Genomic DNA, 21,895 nt, shown 5'->3' with positions numbered 1-21,895 from the left:
CAGGACGACAGTGATGAAGTTCACCCGTATTCATCTGGCACTCGTTGCCGCGACCAGCATGACCCAGGGAATGGTCATGGCAGAGACCAGCGACAGTGACGTCGGCACCATTGGCGTAAAAGGCAAGGCGACCGCCGGCGGCGGCTATATGGTCCCGGAGGAGAGCATCAAGGGCCGCTCCACGGTGACCAAGGAAGCCCTGGACAAGCAGGCCGCGACGGGCAACGCCATCGACAAGCTCAAGTACACCCCGGGCTTGAACATCTCCAGTGAAGACAACACCGGTCTCTCGGGTTTTCGCTTCACCATGCGCGGCATGAACTCCGACCAGGTGGGCATGTCGGTGGATGGCATGCCGATCAACGACTCCGGTAACTACGCGCTGTACTCCAACCTGCTGGGCGACCCGGAGAATATCGACCAGATCTTTGTCACCCAGGGCGCATCGGAAGCCGATGGCCCGCACATCGGTTCGAGCGGCGGCAACATCGGCATCGTGACCATTCGCCCGACCAAGGAAACCGGCGCGTTCGTCAAACAGGTGGTCGGCAGCAACGCCACGCGCAAGACCTTCGCCCGCCTCAATACCGGCGAGATCAATGGCCTGAGCAACTGGCTGTCGGTGTCCCATACCGAAGGGGAAATGTGGCGTGGCTCAGGCGCGGTGCGCGCTGACAAGGTGGAGTGGAACAGCTTCTTCGACGCCGGCAACGGCAACACTGCCAACCTGATCCTCAAGTACCACGAGCAGGACAACAACAGTTACAGCCAGTTGACCAAGGCGCAGTTCCAGCAGAACGGCCGCAAGTACGATCCCTACCCGGCGACGCCGAGCGTGGGCAGCAACGGCAAGTACAACAGCTACTACGCCCTGGCGCAGAACCCGTTCCAGACCTTTACCGCCGTGCTCAACACCCAGTTCAAACTGGCCGACAACCTGGCCCTGTCGGTGATCCCGTATTACTACTGGGGCAACGGCAGCGGCGTCGGCTCGTCCGCCTATGCGCTCAACCGCGGCTCGAACCAGGGCGGAGTGTTCGACCTCGGCAACCTGCCCACCGCCGCGCAATACAACGCCGATGGCACGCCGAACAGCGGCGTGTACTACCGCCCTTCGCGCACCCAGACCTGGCGTCCGGGCATCACCACCAAGCTGACCTGGGACCTGGGCGACCACAGCCTGCAGTTCGGCTACTGGTACGAGCGCGCACGCCAGAGCCAGACCCAGCCGTTCATTCCGCTCAAGAGCAACGGCAAGCCGGTCGACACCTGGCCCGACTCCAACAGTGCCATCGTCGATGCCAATGGCAACCAGATCCAGGGACGCGACCGCTTCACTGTCACCCCGGCGCAAAAAGTCTGGGCCCAGGACACGTGGTACATCAACCCGGACTGGACCTTCATCGCCGGCCTTGCGTACATGAACGTCGAGCGTGACGGCACCAACCACGGCAGCCTCACCGAGCAGCCGGAAAAACGTAACCAGACCTATAACAAACTGCTGCCCAACGTCGGTCTCAAATACCAGCTGGACGAGCGTGACCAGTTGTTCTACAGCCTCTCGCGCAACATGCGCGTACCGCAGAACTACGCGCTCTACGACAAGGGCGCCGACTCTATCAACCTCGAGCCGGAAACCAGCTGGAACCATGAACTGGGCTGGCGCTACAGCGGCGACGACATGAGCCTGGCCGCCACCCTTTTCTACATGGACTTCAAGAACCGCCAGGTGTCGTCCAAAGACATCAATGGTGACGCTGCCGACATCAACGTCGGTGCGGTCACCAACAATGGGTTGGAGCTGGAATGGAGCGGCCAGTTGCCTCACCACTTCAACTACTACACCTCCTACACCTACACCAAGGCCGAGCAGCAAGACGACATGACCGTCTACAACGCCGGCAAAGCCATCGTCTTGCCCACCAGCGGCAAGCAGTTCGCCAATGTGCCCAAGAACATGCTGGCGGCCAACATCGGTTATGACGACGGGCGCTTCTACGGCACCTTCGGCGGCAAGTACACCAGCAAGCTCTACGGCGACCTGACCAACGACGAAGCCATTTCCGGACGCACTGTATTCAACCTCGGCGCCGGTATCTACCTGCCGGTGGACAAGAAGGTGGTCAAGGACGCAACCCTGCGCCTGAACGTCGACAACCTGTTCGACAAGAAGTACCTGGACGGCGTGTACACCACCAAGACCAACGCGGCCAGCTACAGCGGCTTCCGCGATGGCGACCCGGCGTACATCGTCGGCCTGGACCGCACCGTAACGGTTTCGCTGGAAGCGAATTTCTAAGACTGACCCAAGAGGAACACCATCATGGATATGAACCTGCTCCACGACGTCACCTTCTATGTGATGTATGCGGCGATGGCCATCGCGATCTTCATCGCCATCGAACGCGGCATCTACTTCGCCTATGTGCGCCGCCAGGCCCGCGCCCTCACCGACGCCCTGGGCCCTCAGGTGCACAGCGAACGCGAGTTGCCGGACAGCCTGACCCGCCGCCACAGCCTGGCGCTGAACATGGTGTTGCCGGTGCTGGCGCAGAAGGCATCGAATGGCTCGCGCAAAGACCTCGACGACGAAATCGAAACCCAATACCTGAAGACCCGTGCGCCCTTGGCCCGTAGCCTGTGGATCATCGAAACCATCACCACTGCCGCCCCGCTGCTCGGCCTGCTGGGTACCATTCTGGGCATCATCGACACCTTCAAGGCATTGGCGACGGCGGGTGTTTCCGACCCAGGGCAGATTTCCGGTGGTATCGGCACGGCCCTGTTCGCCACCGGCCTGGGCATCGCCATCGCGCTGTTCTGCGTGGTGTTCCACAACTTCTTCCAGGACAGCCTGGAACGCATCAATGATCAGTTGAAGATCCTGCTGATCCGCGCAGCCAGCGGCGCCCGCGAGCAGGCCGAAGCACCACACCGCGTGCCGACCCCGCTTCACAGCCGCACGGCATGACCCGCCGGGCGGGCGCGTCATGCACCCGCCCCCTCTTTTTGTCCGATGAGACGCTTATGTCCCTTTCGATGAAGTTGCGTATTGCAAGCCTCGCCGGCTTGCTCCTCAGTCCGCTGGCCCAGGCGGACTTTTCCATTCCAGGGTTTGAATTGGTGCATACCGTGCCGGTGGACACCACCCTGGACGCTGCCGATCTGCGCCAGACCGGCGCGGTATGGATCGAGTTGTTCGACGGCGCAAAAAGCCGCATTGATATCGGCCAGTTCTACGCCGCCGATCATCCAGGCTCGGTAATGGACAAGGTCATCGAGCACCTTGAGGCTGCCGGCAAGCGCGGTGTGAAAATCCGTTTTCTGCTGGAAGAAAAAGGCATCAAGTTATCGGAAGCCGCCACCCTGGAACGTCTGCGTGCGATTCCCAATCTGACCTTCCGTATGCTGCCCTACGGGCAACTGAGCGGCGGCATCATCCACGCCAAATACCTTGTGGTGGATGGCAAGCAGGCATTTATCGGTAGCCAGAATTTCGACTGGCGCTCCCTGGAACATATCCACGAAACCGGGCTGCGGATTACGGACGAGGCGGTGGTGGGCCAGGTTCAGGCGATCTTCGATCAGGACTGGCAAGCCCAGGCTGCCCTCGCCGATAAGCAACCGGTGCCGCTGCCGGCCACCGGCCAGGAACCTACGCGTGTCGGCAATTACCTGGTGGCCAGCCCGCAACGCTACAACCCGCCTGGCGTAGGCGACTCACAGCTGGAACTGCCACGCCTGCTGGGCGAAGCAAAAAAACAAGTCCGCGTGCAATTGCTTGACTATGCGCCACTGTCCTACGGCCCGGATCGGACCCGGCCGTACTACGCGGTGATCGACAACGCCGTGCGCGCCGCAGCCGCCCGCGGGGTGTCAATCAAACTGATGGTGTCCAACTGGAACACCGACAAGCTGGAATTGCCCTACCTCAAGAGCCTGGCGGTGCTGCCCAACGTCGAGATCAAGATCGTCACGCTGCCCGAGGCCAAGCAAGGCTTTATCCCCTACGCGCGGGTGATCCACAGCAAGACCATGGAGATCGACGGGCAAGTGGCGTGGATCGGCACCAGCAACTGGCTGGGTGGTTACCTGGATAACTCGCGCAACCTGGAGGTGGTGATGCGCAGTGAAGCGATGGCCAAACGCGTAGGGCAATTGCATGCGCAACTGTGGGAAGGGCCCTACGCTAGAGCCTTGAACGTGACTGATGAATACCCTGCGCCCCATCCTGGCCAGCCTTGACCTTGGGCACCTGAGTAATGGTAGTGTGTGGAAATATTTCTGGCATATCCGTCAGAAACCTCCTACTCACTACCTGCAAAGGAATGCCATCAACCATGCACTTCCCACTCAAAAAACTGGTAGCTGCCACCCTGTTCGCTGCTAGCCTTTCAGTTGTCACCACCCCTGCGCTCGCCAACATAAGCGCCGAACAAAGCGCGGCGATCCTGAAGAGCTTCAGCGACACGTCGGTCACCGATTTCCGCAGTTTCCTCGGCACCCTGGCCAAGGGCGACCTGGGCAAGAGCAGTGACGTCGGCCCGGCCATCAGCACCTTTCTCGACAACAAGACCCTGAGCGCCGAGCAGCAGAACGAAATCAACCGCCTGCTCGGCATCTACACCCGGGCGAAGTACGGCAAGGCGGCCCTGGAAACCCTGCGCGAACTGGTGGAGATCCCGACGTTCAACGTAGACGGTCTGCCACAGTACAAAAACCCGGAATTCCTCAAGATTGCCGACAAGATCCAGGCCCTGGCCAAGTCCTTCAACCTGAACTTCCGTAACGTCGATAACCGTGTGTACGAAATCTCCCTGGAAGGCAGCGGCGATGAAGTCGTCGGCGTGCATGCCCACGCCGATGTGGTGCCGGTGACGCCGGAAAATTGGGTACTGCAAGACGGCACCAAGCTCGACCCGTTCAAGGTCACGCTGATCGGCGACCGCATGTATGGCCGTGGCACCGAGGATGACAAGAACGGCATCGTCGTGGCGATGTACGCCATGAAGGTGATCAAGGAAGAAAACCTGCCGCTGGCGCGCACGTTCAAGCTGCTGGTGGACACCACCGAGGAAACCTCCGGTGACGCCATTCCTTACTATTTCGAACGCAATCCCGTGCCGCAATACAACCTGGCGCTGGATGGCGGCTATCCGGTCGTGATCGCCGAAAAAGGCTCGGGCACCGTCATGGCCACCTTCCCGGTGCGCAAGGGCGAAGGCCAAGGCGCAGAAATCATTGCGATGACTGGCGGCAAGGCCACCAACCAGATTCCATCGGTATCGGTCGCCACGCTGGTCAGTGATAAACCTGCCGAACTGGCAGCCAGCCTGCAACAAGCTGGTGCTGATTATGCCAAGCGCAATGGCGGCAATTTCCAGGTGACTGCCAAGGTCGACGGCAAGGACGTCAAGCTCACCGTCACTGGCGTATCTGCCCACTCCTCCGAACCTGAATCCGGGATCAACCCGGTGGCACGCATGCTGGAGTTGATCCACAGCGTCGACGGCAAGATCGCCCTCAAGCACAACCACATCACCGACGCCGCCCACTATGCGGCGGACAACTGGGGCCTGGATTACCTGGGGGGCAAATTGGGTGTGGGCTTCGCCGATGACTTCATGGGGCCACTGACCACCTCGCCGACCTTTGTCGGCCTGGACGACAAAGCCTTCAAGCTGGCGGTCAACCTGCGTGCGCCGAAGGGCAAATCGCCGGAAAAACTCAAAGCCGAAATCGCCGAGAAGTTGAGCGCCTGGGACAAACGCACCCAGGTCAAGGTGGACTTTACCTACTCGCTGGATACGCCGATGTACCGCAACCCTGAAGGTGAATGGGTCAAGGCCTTGCTGGCGGTCGCCACGGAAAACCTCGGCATGGCGCACAAGTTCGGCGCCTCGGCCGGCGCGACCTCCGTGCATGACTTGCCCAACGGCGTGCAATTTGGCCTGGCGCGACCTGAAGAGAAGTACACCGGGCACACCGACGGTGAGTTCAAGACCGTCGAGCAGTTTTTGCTGGACCTGCAGATTGTCACTGAAATGATGGGCCGAGTTGGCCAACTACCCAAGCTCTGAGCGCAGTGGGAGCCCGCCGCAATGGCGGGCTCGTCAGGCTTGCAGCATCAGCATATCCTCAAAAAAACCACCGACCGGCTCCGTGGGATGGCATAGCTGGATTTCCAGCACCCAGGCCATCTCACTCGGTGGGATTTCCAGCTCCGCCAGCACCTTGCTTTCGAACAGCGCATGGGGAAAATCCGCAAGGCGGTGCCCTGCGAGGTTGCGCGCCAGCCTCCAGCCCTTGGACTCGGCGCTCTGCTCGGCGAAGTCATAGAGCTCACGCCCGGTCAGCCCGCGCAGCCAGGCTTCACGGGTTTCATCAAATACTTCATGCAGGGCTTTTCTACAGGCCAGGTGCAACGGCAAATCACCGAACACAAAGGTGTCGCCGTAGTCGCCTTCGTAGCCATCCCACACCGGGCCCAGGTCAACCACGGCGATGTCCGTGGCGCGCAGCCTGCGTTGACGGTCAATGCCTTCACGGGGTGGGCGCACCGTGTCGGCGCCAAAGCGAATGTAGGTTGGATGCCAGGTGTGGGACGCGCCCATGGCGTGCAGTTGCTCGGCAGCCATATCCAGGGCTTCGCCGGTAGTCATACCCACCTTCAATTGGCTGGCGATCGCCGCCAGGGCACGGATGGACTGCTCACGTGCCGCGAGCATGCCGTCCAGCGAGTAACGTGGGCCGACTTTTTCCCAGACCGGGTCCAATGGCTTGGAGAGCGTTCCCGCACTCGAACGGCCACTGGGCACAAAGGCTTCCGCGACAAACCGATGGCTGGGCAAACCCGCTTCAAGACAAGCCGCACGCGTCTGGCTGATCATCGCACCGTTGCCGCAGGCATAGACCTGGGCAGCCTCCCAGTGATGACCATGATTCAGTGCAACTTCCTGCACCCGGCCCTCTGAGGCCAGTACCGGATGCCAGTGAAAACGTGGGTGGTCCATGACCATCCTGTCCAAAAACAGACGGTCATAAAAATCTGCCGGCTGCGCACCGCCCCAGTACAGCGTCACCTCCACATCGCGTTTCAAGGCGGTCAGCAGAATCGGCTTGATACCCGCGTAACCCGTGCCCGTGGCGAACAGCATGACCGGCGCAGCGTCATCGTCCTGCCAGGTGCAGGCACCAAAAGGCCCTTCCAGTTGCAACAGGTCGCCGGCTTCAAGGGCGCCCAGGAAGGTCTCGGAAAACAGCCCACCGCTCACTCTACGAACTTGAAACATCAGGCGCCCATCACTCTCAGCCGGCAGGTTGGCGATTGAGAAACAACGCGAGTCACCATCGACCAGGCGGAACTTGACGTACTGTCCCGCACGCACCGCCAGCGGCATGTCCGGCATCACGATCAACTCGATGACATCGGGGCTGAGCGCGCGCTTGCCCAGCACCGTTGCCTCGACCACGAGCACGGGTGTGTCCAGCGACCAGCCGGGAATCTCCAGGCGCATGTCGGAGCAGGCATGGCTCTGGCACAGCAGCATTTCATTGGCTGCCAGTGGATAGGACGGTGCCGGGGCGCCCGGGTCCAGTGGCTTGGCACGGTATGCACCGTCCGCCACTACCACCTTGCACGACCCGCACGCGCCACGCCGGCACGAAAACGGCACGGTCAACCCGCTGGCAAGCATTGCATCAAGCAACAGTTCATCACCGGCTTCAAAGGTTTTCCCCGAGGGGGCGAGTTCGATGACATGGTGTGTGTTCATAAGGACCTCGGGGTGAGTGAGACCTGATTGTTGCGCTAGACTAGGCCCATTAGAACCTCCAGATTTGGATAATTCAGATGGTCCAGATGCGCAAATGGCGCCCCTTGCTCAAGCTCGACGCAGACACCCACCAAGCGTCCTACCGCAAGATTGCCGAGGGCCTGGTCAGCGCGATCCTCGAAGGCCGCCTGGCGCCTGGAGCCTTACTGCCGGGCACACGGGAAATGGCGCAGTTGCTCAACGTCAACCGCAAGACCGTGATCCTGGCCTACGAAGAAGCCATGACCAAAGGCTGGCTGATCAGCGAGCCGCGCCGTGGCACCTTCGTCAATGCGCAATTGACGCCCAAGCCCATGCCCAGTGCTGCGCAACCGTCCTTCGCGCCGCCGCTGCTGGAGCAGACGGTGGTGCCGTATTTCACCCACAACGCCCAAGTGGTCGCTCTACAGCATCGACAGGGTGCGCTGTTTTTCGACAATGGCACCAGCGATCACCGTTTGCTGCCCCAGGCCGTTTTGCATCGCTACTATCGTCATGCATTACGTAACAGTTTTGCCTCCAACACCTTGCGCTACGGCAGTGAGGGCACCGGCTACCATTTGCGTTGCGCCCTGGCCGACATGCTGCGAAATAATCGCGGGTTGACGGTGAATGCCGAGAATATCTGCCTGACCCAGGGCACCCAGATGTCGCTGTACCTGAGCGCAAGCCTGCTGCTCAAGCCCGGCGACGTGGTGCTTGTAGAGCGTTTGAGTTACCCGCCGGCGTGGGAAATTTTCCGAAAACTCGGCGCACAACTGGTCACGGTCGACATCGATGATGAAGGTTGCCGCACCGACCAGATCGATCGCTTATGCCGCGAACATAAAGTGCGCATGATCTACCTCACACCCCACCACCAGTTCCCCACCACCGTGAGCTTGCATGCAGCACGCCGGCAACACTTGCTGGCACTGGCTGCGCAACATGATTTTTGCGTGATAGAGGAAGACTACGACCACGAATATCATTTCAGCGGCCGCCCTTACCTGCCGCTGGCCAGTGACCGCGCCCAGCGCCATGTGATCTACATCGGTTCGTTATCCAAGGTGCTGGGCTCAACGTTTCGTTGCAGCTACATCGTGGCGCCCACCCAAGTGATTGAGGTTTTGCAGCGCAACGCCGCATTGATGGTGGGCGATGCCGATGGGGTGGCGCAGGCCATGCTGGCGGACTTGATCAATGACGGTGAGTTGAAAAAGCATCTGCGCCGCGTCTCGAAAGAATACCTGGCGCGCCGAACTGTGCTGCGCGATTGCCTGGACCAGGCATTCGGCGATCGCATACAGGTGCGCGAGCCTGAGGGTGGCTTGGCGCTCTGGGTACGCTTCGAGGAAGGAATAGACGTGGATCGCTTGGTAACCACCGCCCTGGACCATGGGCTGGTGGTGCGCAGCGGTCGTCAGTTTTCACCCAACGACCGTCCGGAAAATGCGCTGCGCCTGGGCTTTGCATCCCTGGACCGGGATGAAATCGCGCAAGCCACGCAGCGCTTGGCCCAGGCGATGAGAGCGCTGGCCACGGGGTGAAGCGACTTACCCCACGGCCCCCAGGAACGGCAGTGCCAAGTACAGCTTGATCACCACAGCATTGGTGATATCGATGAAGAATGCCCCGACCATCGGCACCACCAGGAACGCAATCTGTGACGGCCCGAAGCGCTGGGTCACGGCCTGCATATTGGCAATCGCAGTGGGGGTGGCGCCAAGCCCGAACCCGCAATGACCGGCCGCCAATACCGCCGCGTCGTAATTACGGCCCATTACCCGAAACGTCACGAAAATCGCAAACAACGCCATCAACAGCGCCTGCGCAGCCAAAAGGATGACAATCGGCAAGGCCAGCGCCGCCAGGTCCCAGAGTTTGAGAGACATCAGCGCGATCGCCAGGAACAACGACAAACTGACATTGCCCAGTACCGACACTTCGCGCTCGAACACCTGGTGCCAGCCGAGGATCGACAGCCCATTGCGCAGCACTACACCGACGAACAATACGCAGACGAAGGTCGGCAATTCGAAGGCAGTGCCTTGGATGGCACTGTTGAGCAAGGTGCCGGCCTTCAGGCTGATCGCCACCAACGCCAGGGTCTCGATAAACGAAAACGCCGTGATCAGACGCTCCTGGTTGGGCTGTTCGAAGCCCTTTGGCAAGCGCGGCTGCGGTTGCCCGACACCTGGCACTTCGACCCGCTTGATCAGCAAGCGCGCCACGGGGCCGCCAATCAGGCCACCGAGTACCAAGCCAAATGTCGCCGAGGCAATTGCCAACTCAGATGCAGAAGCTACGCCATATTGCTCACTGAACACCGCGCCCCAGGCCGCGCCAGTGCCATGTCCGCCGGATAATGTCACCGAGCCGGCCAGCAAGCCCATCAGCGGATCCAGGCCAAGCGCCGTGGCCAGTGCGATACCCATGGCGTTTTGCAACACCAGCAGCGCGGTTACCACCAGCAGGAATATGGCCACTATGCGCCCGCCCTTCTTCAGGCTGGCGAAGTCTGCGTTAAGGCCGATAGTGGCGAAAAACGCCAACATCAAGGGGGTTTGCAAAGAGGGGTCGAAGCTTACCTCGATATCAGCCAGGCCGCGCAATGCCATGAGTAGCAGGGCGACCAACAAACCACCGGCGACCGGTTCGGGAATATTGTAGGTGCGCAAGAAGCCGATCCTCGTCACCAGCCATCGCCCCAGCAATAACACCAGCGAAGCGGCCACCAATGTTGAATAAAAATCGAGTTGAAGCATCTGGGCAGTTCTCTGAAGTGAGCAAGGAGAATGGGTGGCCAGAGTAGAGAGCACGACAGAGAAACGCACCTCCCCCACAAAAAGTACAGACTATCCCTACATGTTTGACAAGAATGCCCTACGACGAGCTGCGCTTTTGATAGGAAAGACGGCACATGAGGCTATCCACGATACCGTCGCAACAAGGGCCAGTTGGAGGCGAGGGCTCCGGGCTCATAGTCGCGCCCCTCGACCCGCACAAGGTCAGGGAACTCAAGCAGCAATGCACGGTTACCCCTGCCGATGTGCTCCATCACTGCCAGGGTAATGTTCTCGCGCACCATGCCCGTCGAGACGTAATACATGGCCCAGGCTTGTTCGGGCGTACAAAGGCCGATCTGCTCTTCAATCTCTTTGTATGCCTTATAGTCGTCTGACTCCAAATAGCCCTGATCAACACCTTGGCGCATGCTGTCTCCCTCCCCCGGCCCCCGCCCTGTGGTCAGCCGGCCAATAGTTCTACCCTCACGTACCACTCTTGACCTTGGTCCACACACGGGTGCGAATGCGCTCGGCCTTCAGCGGCAAGGGCTCGAGCGGGACCAATGTGGCCATGGTCTTTTTATCGGGATAAATCCACGGGTTATCCCGCAGCTTCTGTTCGACAAACTGCGTGGCATCTTTATTGGCGTTGGGATAGAGCATGTAGTTGGACGTCTTGGCGATCACCTGTGGCCGCAGCATGTAGTTGATAAATTCCAGGGCGGCTTTGGGGTGCCGGGCATCCTTGAGCAGCACCCAGTTCTCAGACCAGACCAATGCCCCTTCCCGGGGCAGGCTGTAGGCAATCTTGCGTCCGCTGTTGGACTTTTCATTGATCGCCTGCGCCGCCAGGGCACCGTTGGCCCAGCCTACGACGGCGCAGATATTGCCGTCGGCCAAGTCGGTGTCGATGCGAGATGAGTCGAAATAGAGAACGTAGGGGCGGATTTTCAACAGCAGGGCCTGGGCCTTCTGGTAATCCTCGGGGTTGGTGCTGTTGCTCGGGAGCCCGAGGTAGTGCAAGGCAATCGAAATGATCTCGCTGGGCGAGTCGAGCATGGCCACGCCACACGTCTTGAGCTTGCTGATGTTCTCTTCCTTGAAGATCAGGTCCCAGCTGTCCACCGGGGCATCCTCACCCAGTGCCGCCTTGACCTTATCCACGTCGTAGCCAATGCCGGTGGTGCCCCATACGTAGGGTACGGCGTAGCGATTACCGGGATCATTGACCGCCAGCAGAGCGAGGATATCGGGATCGATGTGCGACAGATTGCTCAATTGCGAGCGATCCAGCGGCTGCAACACGCCGGCCTTGATCAGCCCGGGCAGCACATTGGAGGTGGCCACCACCAGGTCATACCCGGTGCGTCCGGCCATCACCTTGCTCTGCATGATTTCCGCGCTGTCGAAGGCGTCCATGTGCAACTTGATGCCGGATTCCTGCTGGAATTCACTCGGGGTCTGCGGCTCAAGAAACCCGAACCAGTTATATAGATACAACGAAGATTGGGCGGCGCCTGCCGGTGTACTGATTGCGGCACCCAGCAGCAAGGCTAAAAAAATAGCTCGCAAGTGTGATCGACTCATATGACTATCCTTGTCCACCCGACATGCCTTCATGGCTATCGTTAGTTCGGGGTGAATATACCGGGCATGGTTGAATAGTAAATACCTAGAAATACTTAGCCCTGGCCTGCCAATCCCTAACCCTAAAGGGGTAGAACATGTCGCTTGATCTTCATAGCCTGGCCTGGCATCGATCCGTTGGCAAACTGATCATGCAGCTCAATCGGCCAGAATTCTGGAGCTCATTGATTCGTGTATTGAATGAATACGTGCAAATAGACAATTGGGTTGTACTGGTTTTCGGCGATCACTCTGTGCGCGTGATCAGCCTGCCTGAGGTAGCTGACAGCGAAGAGGTTGACGCCTTTATTCATCGCTATGTGAAAGGTCTTTATCTACTGGACCCGTTTTATATCGCTGATCGAGAAAACCCGCAGAGCGGCTTCTTCCATCTGCTCGATATTGCGCCGGAACACTTTCTTGAGACCGAGTACTACCATCAGTATTTCGCGCAATTCATCTCGGTCGATGAGGCGCAATACAACGTACGCCTCGATGCCGACAGAACTTTGTGCATGTCGTTTGGCAGCAACGTGCGATTCACACAGGCGCAAGTCACCATGCTCGACATGATCAAGCCGTGGGTGACGGCGATGATGCACCAACGCATGTGCTTTGAAAGCGACCAGGAAAAGAACATCGCCGAGCCGGCGCCATGGGCTGAAGCCATAGCCCAGTTGGAGGCCCAGATAACCACTCGCGAAAAAGATGTACTCAAGTTGCTGCTCAGCGGTTTTTCCAACAAGGAGATTGCCGGGAAGCTGTCGCTGTCGACGGAAACCATCAAAGTCCACCGCCGCAACATCTATAGCAAGTTGAATATAAAGTCGCAGTCCGAACTGTTTGCGCGGTTTTTTATGCCAAGGCAAGACGCGCCTGCGGCCACTTGAGTGCTGGCGGTGCGCGGGTGAGGTAAATTCAGCACACACAAAAACGCCGATCATTACTGATCGGCGTTTTTGTTAAATATGGAGCGGGAAACGAGACTCGAACTCGCGACCCCGACCTTGGCAAGGTCGTGCTCTACCAACTGAGCTATTCCCGCAAATGGCGTCCCCTAGGGGACTCGAACCCCTGTTACCGCCGTGAAAGGGCGGTGTCCTAGGCCACTAGACGAAGGGGACACGCTACTGAAACACATGGTGTGTATTTCAGTGCCCAGAGGCCTTATCCGAAGACTTGGTCCTGGTTTCACTCAATGCCGCCCGAGGGCAACACTGCTTAAAATTGGAGCGGGAAACGAGACTCGAACTCGCGACCCCGACCTTGGCAAGGTCGTGCTCTACCAACTGAGCTATTCCCGCATATGGCGTCCCCTAGGGGACTCGAACCCCTGTTACCGCCGTGAAAGGGCGGTGTCCTAGGCCACTAGACGAAGGGGACACACGTACAACATTCACTCCCTACCGCGTTTCGCTGTGTGCTTTACGCTGTAAGTGGCGCGCATTCTATGGATGGATTGAAAGGTCGTCAACCCCCAAGGATAAATTTATTTAAATCAATGACTTCGCCATGGTTTACCGACCTTCCCGGGCTTTGTCGGCGTCCGAGCCTTGGCGCCTATATTCTGGCGCCCGCCAAGACGCTATAGTTCACCCAGGCAAGTGATGGCAATGTGCAGCCATACAGCGCACGCCTACCTATATAGAAGAAAGTACCTGGGCAATTGGTCGATCAATCCTATCCGCCGGCTGACCCAGTCACTACACTCCACAGCAAACCCTATAAAGAGGTCACACCGGTGACACCACTCATGATCACCCTGCTGGTAATAGCCGGGATCGCAATACTGATCGCCATTGGCTACATGAACCATGTGGTGGAAAACAATAAGCTGGAAAAAAAGCGCACCGAGATCGAGCTTAATGATCGGCTGCGCCGCTGCGGTGAAATCACCGAGACCTTTCCTGGCCAACTGATGACCCCGGCGCTCAAACTGTTGCTGGCCCGCCTGGAACTGAACGTTACTCAGCGCCTGTTGAACCTCAACAAATCCAGCGCGCCACTCAAGGCACGTATCGCCGAGTTGAATGCACTGATCGCCCAGGGCGAATCGATTCCAGTGGCCAACCCACCGGCGCCGATCCAGACCGAAGCCAAGGCCAAGGACGTGCGCTTTTTGCTCGAAGCCTTGCACGGCCAAGTCACCCGTGCAGCCCAGGACGGCTTCCTGCCGACCAACGAGGCCAAGCACTGGATCAAGGAAATCCGTCATATCCTGGTGCTGCTGCATATCGAGTTCTTTAACAACCTCGGCCAGCATGCCCTGCAGCAAGGCCAACCGGGCCAGGCGCGCCTGGCCTTCGAGCGTGGTGTGCAGTACTTGCGCAAACAACCGGAGCCGGTGCTCTACAGCGCGCAGCTGCAACTGCTGGAATCGCAACTGGCACGCGCCAACTCCACGGTACTGACCAACAGCCAGCCCGCCGAGGACGAAGTCAACGAGTTGACCGAGGGGTTGAAGGTCGTCGACGCCGATGCCGAGTGGAAGAAGAAAGCTATCTACGACTGATAGCCCAGGTAATAACGTGCAGCATGGGCGATTTACTTGGTGTAAGACGATCCAAATGTGGGAGGGGGGGCCAAGCACCCTCCCATATCTGGATTGCGGGGCATCAGCTGGATAGCGCCCTCACCTCACAGGCCATCACTTTGCACCTATCCCCCCACCCACAACTAGCGTAAAAAAGTGCCCCTCACTCCGTGAAGTTAGAGGCCTGTTATGCCTGTTGCCGTGATTGATGGACAACCGCTGCATTATCTTGACCAGGGCACCGGCCCGGTCGTCCTGTTAGGTTCAAGCTACCTGTGGGCCAGCGACATGTGGGCGCCGCAGATTGAAGCGCTGTCGCAGCAATACCGGGTGATCGTCCCTGAGCTGTGGGGCCATGGCGAGTCGGGCACGCTGCCGACGCAAACCGAGTCCCTGGATGGCCTGGCCCGCCAGGCCCTGGCGCTGCTCGAGCATCTGGGCATCGAGCAGATCAACCTGGTGGGCCTGTCGGTCGGCGGCATGTGGGGCGCACGCCTGGCATTGCAGGCTCCCGAGCGTGTCAACAGCGTGGTGCTGATGGACACCTACCTCGGCGCCGAACCCGAAGCAACACGCCAGTACTATTTCTCGCTGTTCAAGATGATTGAAGACGCTGGCGAGATCCCTGAACCGTTGCTGGATGTGATCGCACCGATCTTCTTCCGCCCGGGCATCGACCGCGAATCGGCGCTGTACCGGGATTTTCGAAAATCCCTGCAAAGCTATTCCAGGGAGCAACTGCTGGAAAGCATCGTGCCCCTGGGCCGCTTGATCTTTAGTCGCGAAGACATCCTGGCGCAACTACCACGCCTGGATTCCGACACCACCCTGGTGATGTGCGGCGAGCAGGACAAACCCCGGCCGCCCGCAGAGTCAGAGGAAATGGCCGAACTGATTGGCTGCGACCTGATCCTGATCCCCGAGGCCGGGCATATTTCCAGCCGCGAGAACCCCGAATTCGTCAATGAAGCCCTGCTGACCTTCCTCGCCAACCACGCCTGATCGCCCTGCCTATTGATCGCAGCGCCGTCGCTGCGATCAAAGGCGGAAATGCCCCACCATCCCCTTGAGCTCCACCCCCAACTGCGCCAGCTGGAGGCTCGATGCGGCGTTGCCTTGCATGCTCAACGCCGAGTGGTCGGCACTGGCTCGGATACAGGTGACGCTGCGGTTAATCTCTTCGGCCACCGAGCTTTGCTCCTCGGCGGCGGCCGCGATCTGTTGATTCATCTGCTGGATCAGTGACACGGCAGCGGCAATGCTACCCAAGGCGCTTTCAGTTTCCAGGGCATCACCGACCGCCTGCTTCACCAGTTCGCCACTGTGCTGGATCTGCTGCACCGACGCCTGTGCCGCACTGCGCAAGGTGTTGACCAGGCGCTCGATTTCCTCGGTCGATTGCTGGGTGCGCTTGGCCAGTGCCCGCACCTCATCGGCCACCACGGCAAAGCCACGGCCCTGCTCACCGGCACGCGCCGCTTCAATGGCGGCGTTCAAGGCCAGCAGGTTGGTCTGTTCGGCCACGCTGTTGATAACGCTCAATACAGTGCCGATATTCTGGATCTCTGCACTGAGGCCCTCGATGCTGGCGCTGGCGCTGCTGCTCGACGCCGCCAGTAATTCAATACGCTGCAAACTCATACGTACCACCTGCTGGCCGCTGTCGACCTTGTCATCCGCCGTCTGCGCCGCTTGGGCGGCCTGCTCGGCGTTGCGCGCCACATCATGCACGGTGGCGGTCATCTGATTCATCGCGGTGGCGACCTGCTCGGTTTCTTCCTTCTGGCTGCTGACCTCAAGGTTGGTCTGCTCGGTGACACTGGACAACGAATGCGCGGAACTGGCGAGTTGTTCGATACCGGCCTGCAACCCACGCACGATCTGACTCAAACCACTGCCCATCTGCTGCATCGCCTGCATCAATTGACCGATTTCGTCACGGCGGCTGACCTCCATGCGCCCACTCAGGTCACCCGCGGCAATCTGTTGGGCCACGGCGATAACGCTGCGCAGCGGCGCCACGATCAACCGGGTTATCACCCATGCAGCGATCAAGCCCACCAGCAAAGCCAGGGCGGATGAGCCGATGATCAGCATCGCGCTGTGTTGCAACTGTGCCTGCATGGACTGGTCTTCGGCGGCATACGCCTGGTTGACGCGACTGACCACGTGCTCAGCGCGGTCGTGCAGTTGCGTATAGACGACTTTCTCTTGGGCCAGCAGCCCGGTGTACTCGCCGAGTTTTTCACTGAATGACGCGATGTGCCCGGAGACTTCGTTGAGGACGGTCTGGTAGCCGGGGTCCTTGACGCTGCTCTTGAGCTTCTCGACTTCAGCCAGCGCCTGGTCGGCCTGCTCGATTTTGCCCTGCTCAGCGGCATCGGCATCAGCCTTGCGGCTCTGGTCCAAGCGCACCCGCGCCTCGTCCATGGCTTGCAGCATCAAGCGCGATACCTGGCTGACCTGCCCCGCCTGCTCGATAAATTCGGCACCCTCCTTGCCTTGGCTTTCCTTGAGGCCATAAGCACCGTCGTCCGCCAGGCCGGCTTGCAACACATCCAGGTTGTTCGCCACGCTGGACACTGACCAACTGGCCATTTCCAGCGCCAGGTCCTTGGTCTGGTTCAGTTCGACGAACTCATCGAACGCCTTGCGGTACGCCGCCAAGGCTTGCTCAACGTCACTCATCACTTGCTCGTTGGCCACAGACCGGGCCTTGAGACTGGCGGCCTGCGCCGCCAGCGCCTCGACACCGGCATGCAGGTCGTCAACGGCCTTGGAGTCGGCGTGCAGTGCGTAGTTCTGCTCGATCAAGCGCACCTTGAGCAAGCCGCTGTTGAGCGAAGACATGCTCGTGAGCCCGTCAAAACGCTGGCCGACGGTTTGCAGCGACCACACGCCTATCGCCGCCACCAGCGCCGTGAGCAGGAGTACCAAGGTGAAGCCCAAGCCCAGTTTTTTTGCCATACCAAGGTTGGCGAAACGTCGTTTCACGCCCGAAATCATTGCCTTGAATCCTCTTGCGATGGCAGATGCCATAAGCCAGGTTTACAAGCAGTGAGATTGGCAACCCATGGGTACTGAGCACAAGCGGCTGGCGCCGGAATAATGGCAAAAAGCTACATGCTCGTCGTTTTCAGAATGGTCGAGGTCGATCTGGTTGCGCCCATGGCACGGAACAATGCCAATGCCCGCTGATCAGCCGCATAGGCCACATTGATGCGCAGCCACTCGCTGCGCTCACCCGTCGGGCTGAACAACCCTCCCGGCGACAGCAACACCCCCAGGCGTCGGGCGCACGCCTGCAAGCGTGAGGGGTCAGCCAAGCCAGGTCGCGCCCACAGGAACATACCGCCAGCGGGCACGGAAAAGACTTGCCACTCCTCATCTTCCAACACTTGCAAGGTCGCGGCCATTTGCGCGTTCAGCCGCCTGCGCAGGCGCTGCACCCACTTGCGGTAGGTGCCGTTGCTCAACAACGTCGCCACCATGGCTTCGGCAAAGCGTGAGGTGCCGATTCCCGTCAGGGTCTTGAGATGGGTCAATTGGGTAATGATTGTGGCACTGGCACAGAGGTAGCCCACGCGCAAGGCGCTGCTCAGGGTCTTGGAAAAACTCGAGATATAGATCACCCGGTCGCCGTGGGGCAACGCCGACAAGCGCGTGCAGCTGGCATGTTGCAGGTCGCCGTAGACGTCCTCCTCGATGATCAGGAAGTCGTGATCCCGGGCCAGTTCCAGCAAACGCTCCGCGACCCGGCGGCACAGACTGGTGCCGGTGGGGTTGTGGTACAGGCTGCTGATGAACAGGCACTTGGGGCGACGGGTTTGCAGCAGCACTTCCAACGCTGTGATATCCGGGCCGCCTTTGGTACGTGGCACCTCCAGTAGCCTGACACCCTGAAAGTCCAATTGACGATAGAGGTTGCCGTATCCCGGCGTCTCGACCACCACCTCATCACCAGCCTTGAGCAGCGTGCGTATCAGCAGATCCTGGGCATGACTGGCGCCATGGGTGGTGAGGATACGGTCCAGGCTGGTGGGCACATGGATCTGAGTCAGGCGCTTGAGCAGTTGCTCGCGCAGCGCCGGCAGCCCCAACGGCGTGCTGTAGCTGAACAGGCCAGCTGTGTCGGTACGACTGACCTCGCGGATCGCATAGCTGATGTCGTCGCTTTCACGCCAAGCGTCGGGCAACCAGCCGCACCCCAGTTTCAGCTCGCCCAAGGGGCTATCGGTAAAGGCGCCCCAGACCTGTTCCGCACCTTCGTACCAGTGGTTTTCGTCGGCTGCCGGCGGTTGCGCCACCACATACCCCGAACCGTGCCGCGAGGCCAGCAGGCCCTGGGACACCAACCGTTCGAATGCCTCCATCACGCTGGACTGGCTCAACAGGTTGTCGAGGGCCAATTGCCGAATGGACGGCAAGCGTGTCCCGGGGCTCACCCCATTCTTGCGAATCCATTCTGCCACTGCGCTGACGATTTGCTGAACCACCGGTACCTGGGCTTGTCGATCGATCCCTAAATCCATGAGCCACTCACTTCAACTGTCTGTAAACCTAAAACAGTTAAGCACAGAAGCCCGTTCAACCCCGTCGAAAACCTATATTAAAGTATTGATTTTATTGGATTATTTACCTTCCGATACATATTAGGACACGGCACTTTGCCAGCTCTGGAAACCCCTCACAGCAGCCCACTCACTTTCTAAGAGTCCATGAGATGAAGTCCTAGATCGCCGTGGCACCACCATCCACCGCCAGGGCCTGGCCGGTGGTAAACGCCGCACCGTCACTGCACAAGTACAACACCGCGCTGGCGATTTCCTCGACCTTGCCAATGCGGCCGACCGGGTGCATCGCCGCAGCAAATTCGGCTTTGCGCGGGTCAGCCTCGTAGGCACGGCGAAACATGTCGGTATCAATGACTGCCGGGCAAACCGCGTTGACGCGGATGTTCTTTTTCGCGTACTCAATGGCCGCCGACTTGGTCAGGCCGATCACCGCATGCTTGGACGCGGCATAGATGCTCATCTTCGGCGCCGCCCCCAACCCCGCTACTGACGCCGTGTTGACGATTGCCCCGCAGCCCTGGGCCAGCAGCAGCGGCAACTGATACTTCATGCACAACCATACGCCCTTGACGTTAACCCTCATGATGGCGTCGAACTCGTCCAGACTGCCATCGGCCAGCTTGCCCTTCTCGATCTCGATCCCAGCGTTGTTAAAAGCGTAGTCGAGCCTCCCGTAGGTGGCGACGGTCTGCGCCATCAGTTGCTGCACGTCGGCTTCAAGCGTGACATCGCACCGCACAAAAAGCGCTTCGCCACCGGCCTCTCTAATCAGCGCGACCGTGCCCTCGCCGCCCGCCACATCAAGGTCGGCGACCACCACCTTCAAGCTTTCGGCGGCAAACGCCAGCGCGGTGGCACGGCCAATACCAGCGGCGGCGCCGGTCACCAGGGCGACCTGGCCGGAAAACGTCATGCTCATGGGAAGCGTCCTATGGGAGAAGTAGCGATGGAGCGAGTCTAGCCAACACCGGGAGCAGCGCGTCAGCACTATCAGAAGGCCGGTTGGCGCTGCATGGATCGCAGTGATAACGTCACCCGGCTGATTATCAATGAGGCCTATCGACGGGCATTCGTCTTCCACGGACAACCTTGCCCTCCAGGCACTGAAGGTCTATCACTCATGATTCATTTCTAAAGAGTCCTTGCCATGACCGCCCAGACCAACCGCCAATTTCTTCTCGCCAAACGCCCGGTCGGCGCGGCCACGCGGGAAACCTTCACCTACCAGGAAGTGCCGGTGGGCACGCCCGCCGATGGCCAGGTGCTGGTGCGCAATGAATACCTGTCCCTCGACCCGGCGATGCGTGGCTGGATGAATGAGGGCAAGTCCTACATTCCACCGGTTGGCATCGGTGAAGTAATGCGCGCCCTGGGCGTCGGCAAAGTGATCGCCTCCAACAATCCGAAATTTGCCGTGGGTGACTACGTGAACGGCGCCGTCGGCGTGCAGGATTATTTCCTCGGCGAACCTCGTGGCTTCTATAAGGTTGACCCCAAGCTTGCGCCCCTGCCCCGCTACCTGTCTGCCCTGGGCATGACCGGCATGACAGCTTACTTCGCTTTGCTGGAGACCGGTGCGCCGAAAGCCGGCGACACCGTGGTGATCTCCGGCGCCGCAGGCGCCGTGGGCAGCATCGCCGGGCAGATCGCCAAGATCAAAGGTTGCCACGTGGTGGGGATTGCCGGTGGCGCCGACAAGTGCAAGTTCCTGGTGGATGAACTGGGCTTTGATGCCGCCATCGACTACAAAAGCGAAGACGTGCCCGCGGCTCTCAAGCGCGAGTGCCCCAAAGGGGTGGACGTGTATTTCGATAACGTCGGCGGCGACATTCTCGACGCCGTGCTCAGCCGCCTGGCGCTGAAAGCCCGCGTAGTGATTTGCGGTGCAATCAGCCAGTACAACAACAAGGAAGCCGTCAAAGGCCCGGCCAACTATTTGTCATTGCTGGTCAATCGCGCGCGCATGGAAGGCTTCGTGGTGATGGATCATGCGGCAAACTTCCCGGCGGCCGGGCAGGAAATGGCTGGTTGGATGGCCCAGGGCAAGCTCAAGAGCAAGGAAGATATTGTCGAAGGGCTGGAGACATTCCCGGAAACGCTGATGAAGCTGTTCAACGGCGAGAACTTTGGCAAGTTGGTTCTAAAAGTCAGCTGACACACTGCAGATCGAAATGTGGGAGGGGATTTGCCCCTGGGAAATAAGCTTGCTCTCCCTGGAGCCTGATGGCCGACCGCTATCTAACTGATACTCTACGATCCAAATGTGGGAGGGGGCTTGCTCCCGATGGCGGCCTGACAGCCGACCAGAATGTTGGATCAGACCGAGTACATATCCGTTATTTGGGCAACGGCCACTTAGGGTTCCGCTTTTACAGCGGGTCACTTTGAAAAGCGCAAAGTAACCAAACGCTCTTGCCCCACCACTCGGCACCTCGCTTAGGCTCGGTGTGCCCGTAATCCGNGGGGGGCCGCCGCCACGCGCCATCCATGGCGCGGGGCGGCTAAACCGGCATCCCTGCCGGTTTACCCCCCAAATCCCTGTCGAATTCCGGCCAGCGTGGTTTGACGGGGCGCCTAGGA

The 21,895-nt window shown here is 59.7% G+C and carries 16 protein-coding genes, 4 tRNA genes and 1 pseudogene; 9 read left to right on the top strand and 12 right to left on the bottom strand.

From position 1 onward, the window contains the following. Positions 1–13 precede the first annotated feature (13 nt). The 4 genes from ASD70_RS09405 to ASD70_RS09390 all read left to right on the top strand — a co-directional run bounded on the left by ASD70_RS09405 (position 14) and on the right by ASD70_RS09390 (position 6,080). Positions 14–2,299, top strand: coding sequence for a TonB-dependent receptor (locus ASD70_RS09405; protein ID WP_056846293.1), 2,286 nt, complete (start codon positions 14–16; stop codon positions 2,297–2,299). A 24-nt stretch (positions 2,300–2,323) separates the two neighbouring features. Continuing rightward, entirely contained in the window at positions 2,324–2,971 is a 648-nt protein-coding gene (locus ASD70_RS09400) for a MotA/TolQ/ExbB proton channel family protein (protein WP_056846292.1), read from the top strand. Positions 2,972–3,027: 56 nt separating this feature from the next. Next, complete coding sequence (locus ASD70_RS09395) at positions 3,028–4,245, top strand: phospholipase D-like domain-containing protein (RefSeq protein WP_056846291.1); 1,218 nt, start codon at positions 3,028–3,030, stop codon at positions 4,243–4,245. 95 nt (positions 4,246–4,340) lie between these two features. Beyond that, positions 4,341–6,080 carry a dipeptidase gene (locus tag ASD70_RS09390; RefSeq protein ID WP_056846290.1) on the top strand — a complete coding sequence of 580 codons (1,740 nt, stop codon included), beginning with the start codon at positions 4,341–4,343 and terminating at the stop codon, positions 6,078–6,080. 33 nt (positions 6,081–6,113) lie between these two features. Here ASD70_RS09390 and ASD70_RS09385 read toward each other — a convergent pair whose 3' ends face one another. Next, complete coding sequence (locus tag ASD70_RS09385; RefSeq protein WP_046069057.1) at positions 6,114–7,775, bottom strand: M24 family metallopeptidase; 1,662 nt, start codon at positions 7,773–7,775, stop codon at positions 6,114–6,116. A 77-nt stretch (positions 7,776–7,852) separates the two neighbouring features. Between ASD70_RS09385 and pdxR the strand changes: the two genes are divergently transcribed. Then, on the top strand, positions 7,853–9,343 hold the full coding sequence (pdxR, locus tag ASD70_RS09380) for a MocR-like pyridoxine biosynthesis transcription factor PdxR (protein ID WP_056846289.1): 1,491 nt from the start codon (positions 7,853–7,855) through the stop codon (positions 9,341–9,343). A 6-nt stretch (positions 9,344–9,349) separates the two neighbouring features. Here pdxR and gltS read toward each other — a convergent pair whose 3' ends face one another. From gltS to ASD70_RS09365, 3 genes are all read right to left on the bottom strand, one after another. Further along, entirely contained in the window at positions 9,350–10,561 is a 1,212-nt protein-coding gene (gene gltS, locus ASD70_RS09375) for a sodium/glutamate symporter (protein WP_046069059.1), read from the bottom strand. A 161-nt stretch (positions 10,562–10,722) separates the two neighbouring features. Continuing rightward, entirely contained in the window at positions 10,723–11,010 is a 288-nt protein-coding gene (locus ASD70_RS09370; RefSeq protein ID WP_056846288.1) for a hypothetical protein, read from the bottom strand. A 55-nt stretch (positions 11,011–11,065) separates the two neighbouring features. Next, entirely contained in the window at positions 11,066–12,169 is a 1,104-nt protein-coding gene (locus ASD70_RS09365; RefSeq protein ID WP_046069061.1) for a polyamine ABC transporter substrate-binding protein, read from the bottom strand. A gap of 137 nt (positions 12,170–12,306) precedes the next feature. Here ASD70_RS09365 and ASD70_RS09360 point away from each other — a divergent pair, with 137 nt between their 5' ends. Then, a complete protein-coding gene (locus tag ASD70_RS09360) occupies positions 12,307–13,098 on the top strand; it encodes a helix-turn-helix transcriptional regulator (RefSeq protein WP_056846287.1) in 792 nt (263 codons plus the stop codon). A 79-nt stretch (positions 13,099–13,177) separates the two neighbouring features. Here the strand turns inward: ASD70_RS09360 and ASD70_RS09355 are convergent. The 4 genes from ASD70_RS09355 to ASD70_RS09340 form a co-directional block, all read right to left on the bottom strand. Beyond that, a tRNA-Gly gene (locus tag ASD70_RS09355) sits at positions 13,178–13,253 on the bottom strand. A 3-nt stretch (positions 13,254–13,256) separates the two neighbouring features. Then, positions 13,257–13,332 (bottom strand) — tRNA-Glu (locus tag ASD70_RS09350). A 104-nt stretch (positions 13,333–13,436) separates the two neighbouring features. Further along, positions 13,437–13,512, bottom strand: a tRNA-Gly gene (locus tag ASD70_RS09345). Positions 13,513–13,515: 3 nt separating this feature from the next. Next, positions 13,516–13,591, bottom strand: a tRNA-Glu gene (locus tag ASD70_RS09340). Positions 13,592–13,949: 358 nt separating this feature from the next. Between ASD70_RS09340 and ASD70_RS09335 the strand changes: the two genes are divergently transcribed. Further along, a complete protein-coding gene (locus ASD70_RS09335) occupies positions 13,950–14,720 on the top strand; it encodes a hypothetical protein (protein ID WP_046069063.1) in 771 nt (256 codons plus the stop codon). A gap of 210 nt (positions 14,721–14,930) precedes the next feature. Then, positions 14,931–15,743 (top strand): alpha/beta fold hydrolase, encoded by an 813-nt coding sequence (locus ASD70_RS09330; protein ID WP_056846286.1) that lies wholly within the window; start codon positions 14,931–14,933, stop codon positions 15,741–15,743. Between the two features lie 36 nt (positions 15,744–15,779). Here ASD70_RS09330 and ASD70_RS29965 read toward each other — a convergent pair whose 3' ends face one another. The 4 genes and pseudogenes from ASD70_RS29965 to ASD70_RS09315 all read right to left on the bottom strand — a co-directional run bounded on the left by ASD70_RS29965 (position 15,780) and on the right by ASD70_RS09315 (position 20,234). Beyond that, on the bottom strand, positions 15,780–16,643 hold the full coding sequence (locus tag ASD70_RS29965; RefSeq protein WP_370881254.1) for a methyl-accepting chemotaxis protein: 864 nt from the start codon (positions 16,641–16,643) through the stop codon (positions 15,780–15,782). Then, positions 16,641–16,838 (bottom strand): annotated as a pseudogene (locus ASD70_RS29960) (HAMP domain-containing protein); the annotation flags it as partial. The pseudogene ASD70_RS29960 and the gene ASD70_RS29965, both read right to left, overlap by 3 nt. A gap of 1,022 nt (positions 16,839–17,860) precedes the next feature. Next, entirely contained in the window at positions 17,861–19,273 is a 1,413-nt protein-coding gene (locus ASD70_RS09320; RefSeq protein WP_056846284.1) for an aminotransferase-like domain-containing protein, read from the bottom strand. Between the two features lie 199 nt (positions 19,274–19,472). Further along, the gene (locus ASD70_RS09315; protein WP_056846283.1) at positions 19,473–20,234 is read right to left on the bottom strand and encodes an SDR family oxidoreductase; all 762 of its coding nucleotides are present in this window, start codon (positions 20,232–20,234) and stop codon (positions 19,473–19,475) included. Between the two features lie 228 nt (positions 20,235–20,462). On the opposite strand from ASD70_RS09315, the gene ASD70_RS09310 reads away from it, so the two are divergent. Next, positions 20,463–21,470, top strand: coding sequence for an NADP-dependent oxidoreductase (locus ASD70_RS09310; RefSeq protein ID WP_046069068.1), 1,008 nt, complete (start codon positions 20,463–20,465; stop codon positions 21,468–21,470). Positions 21,471–21,895: the final 425 nt, after the last annotated feature.

It is taken from the genome of Pseudomonas sp. Root569, from assembly GCF_001427465.1.
Taxonomy (GTDB): Bacteria; Pseudomonadota; Gammaproteobacteria; order Pseudomonadales; family Pseudomonadaceae; genus Aquipseudomonas; species Aquipseudomonas synxantha.
The sequence above is the reverse complement of the archived record's forward strand: the minus strand, read 5'-3'. Positions and strand labels throughout refer to the sequence as shown.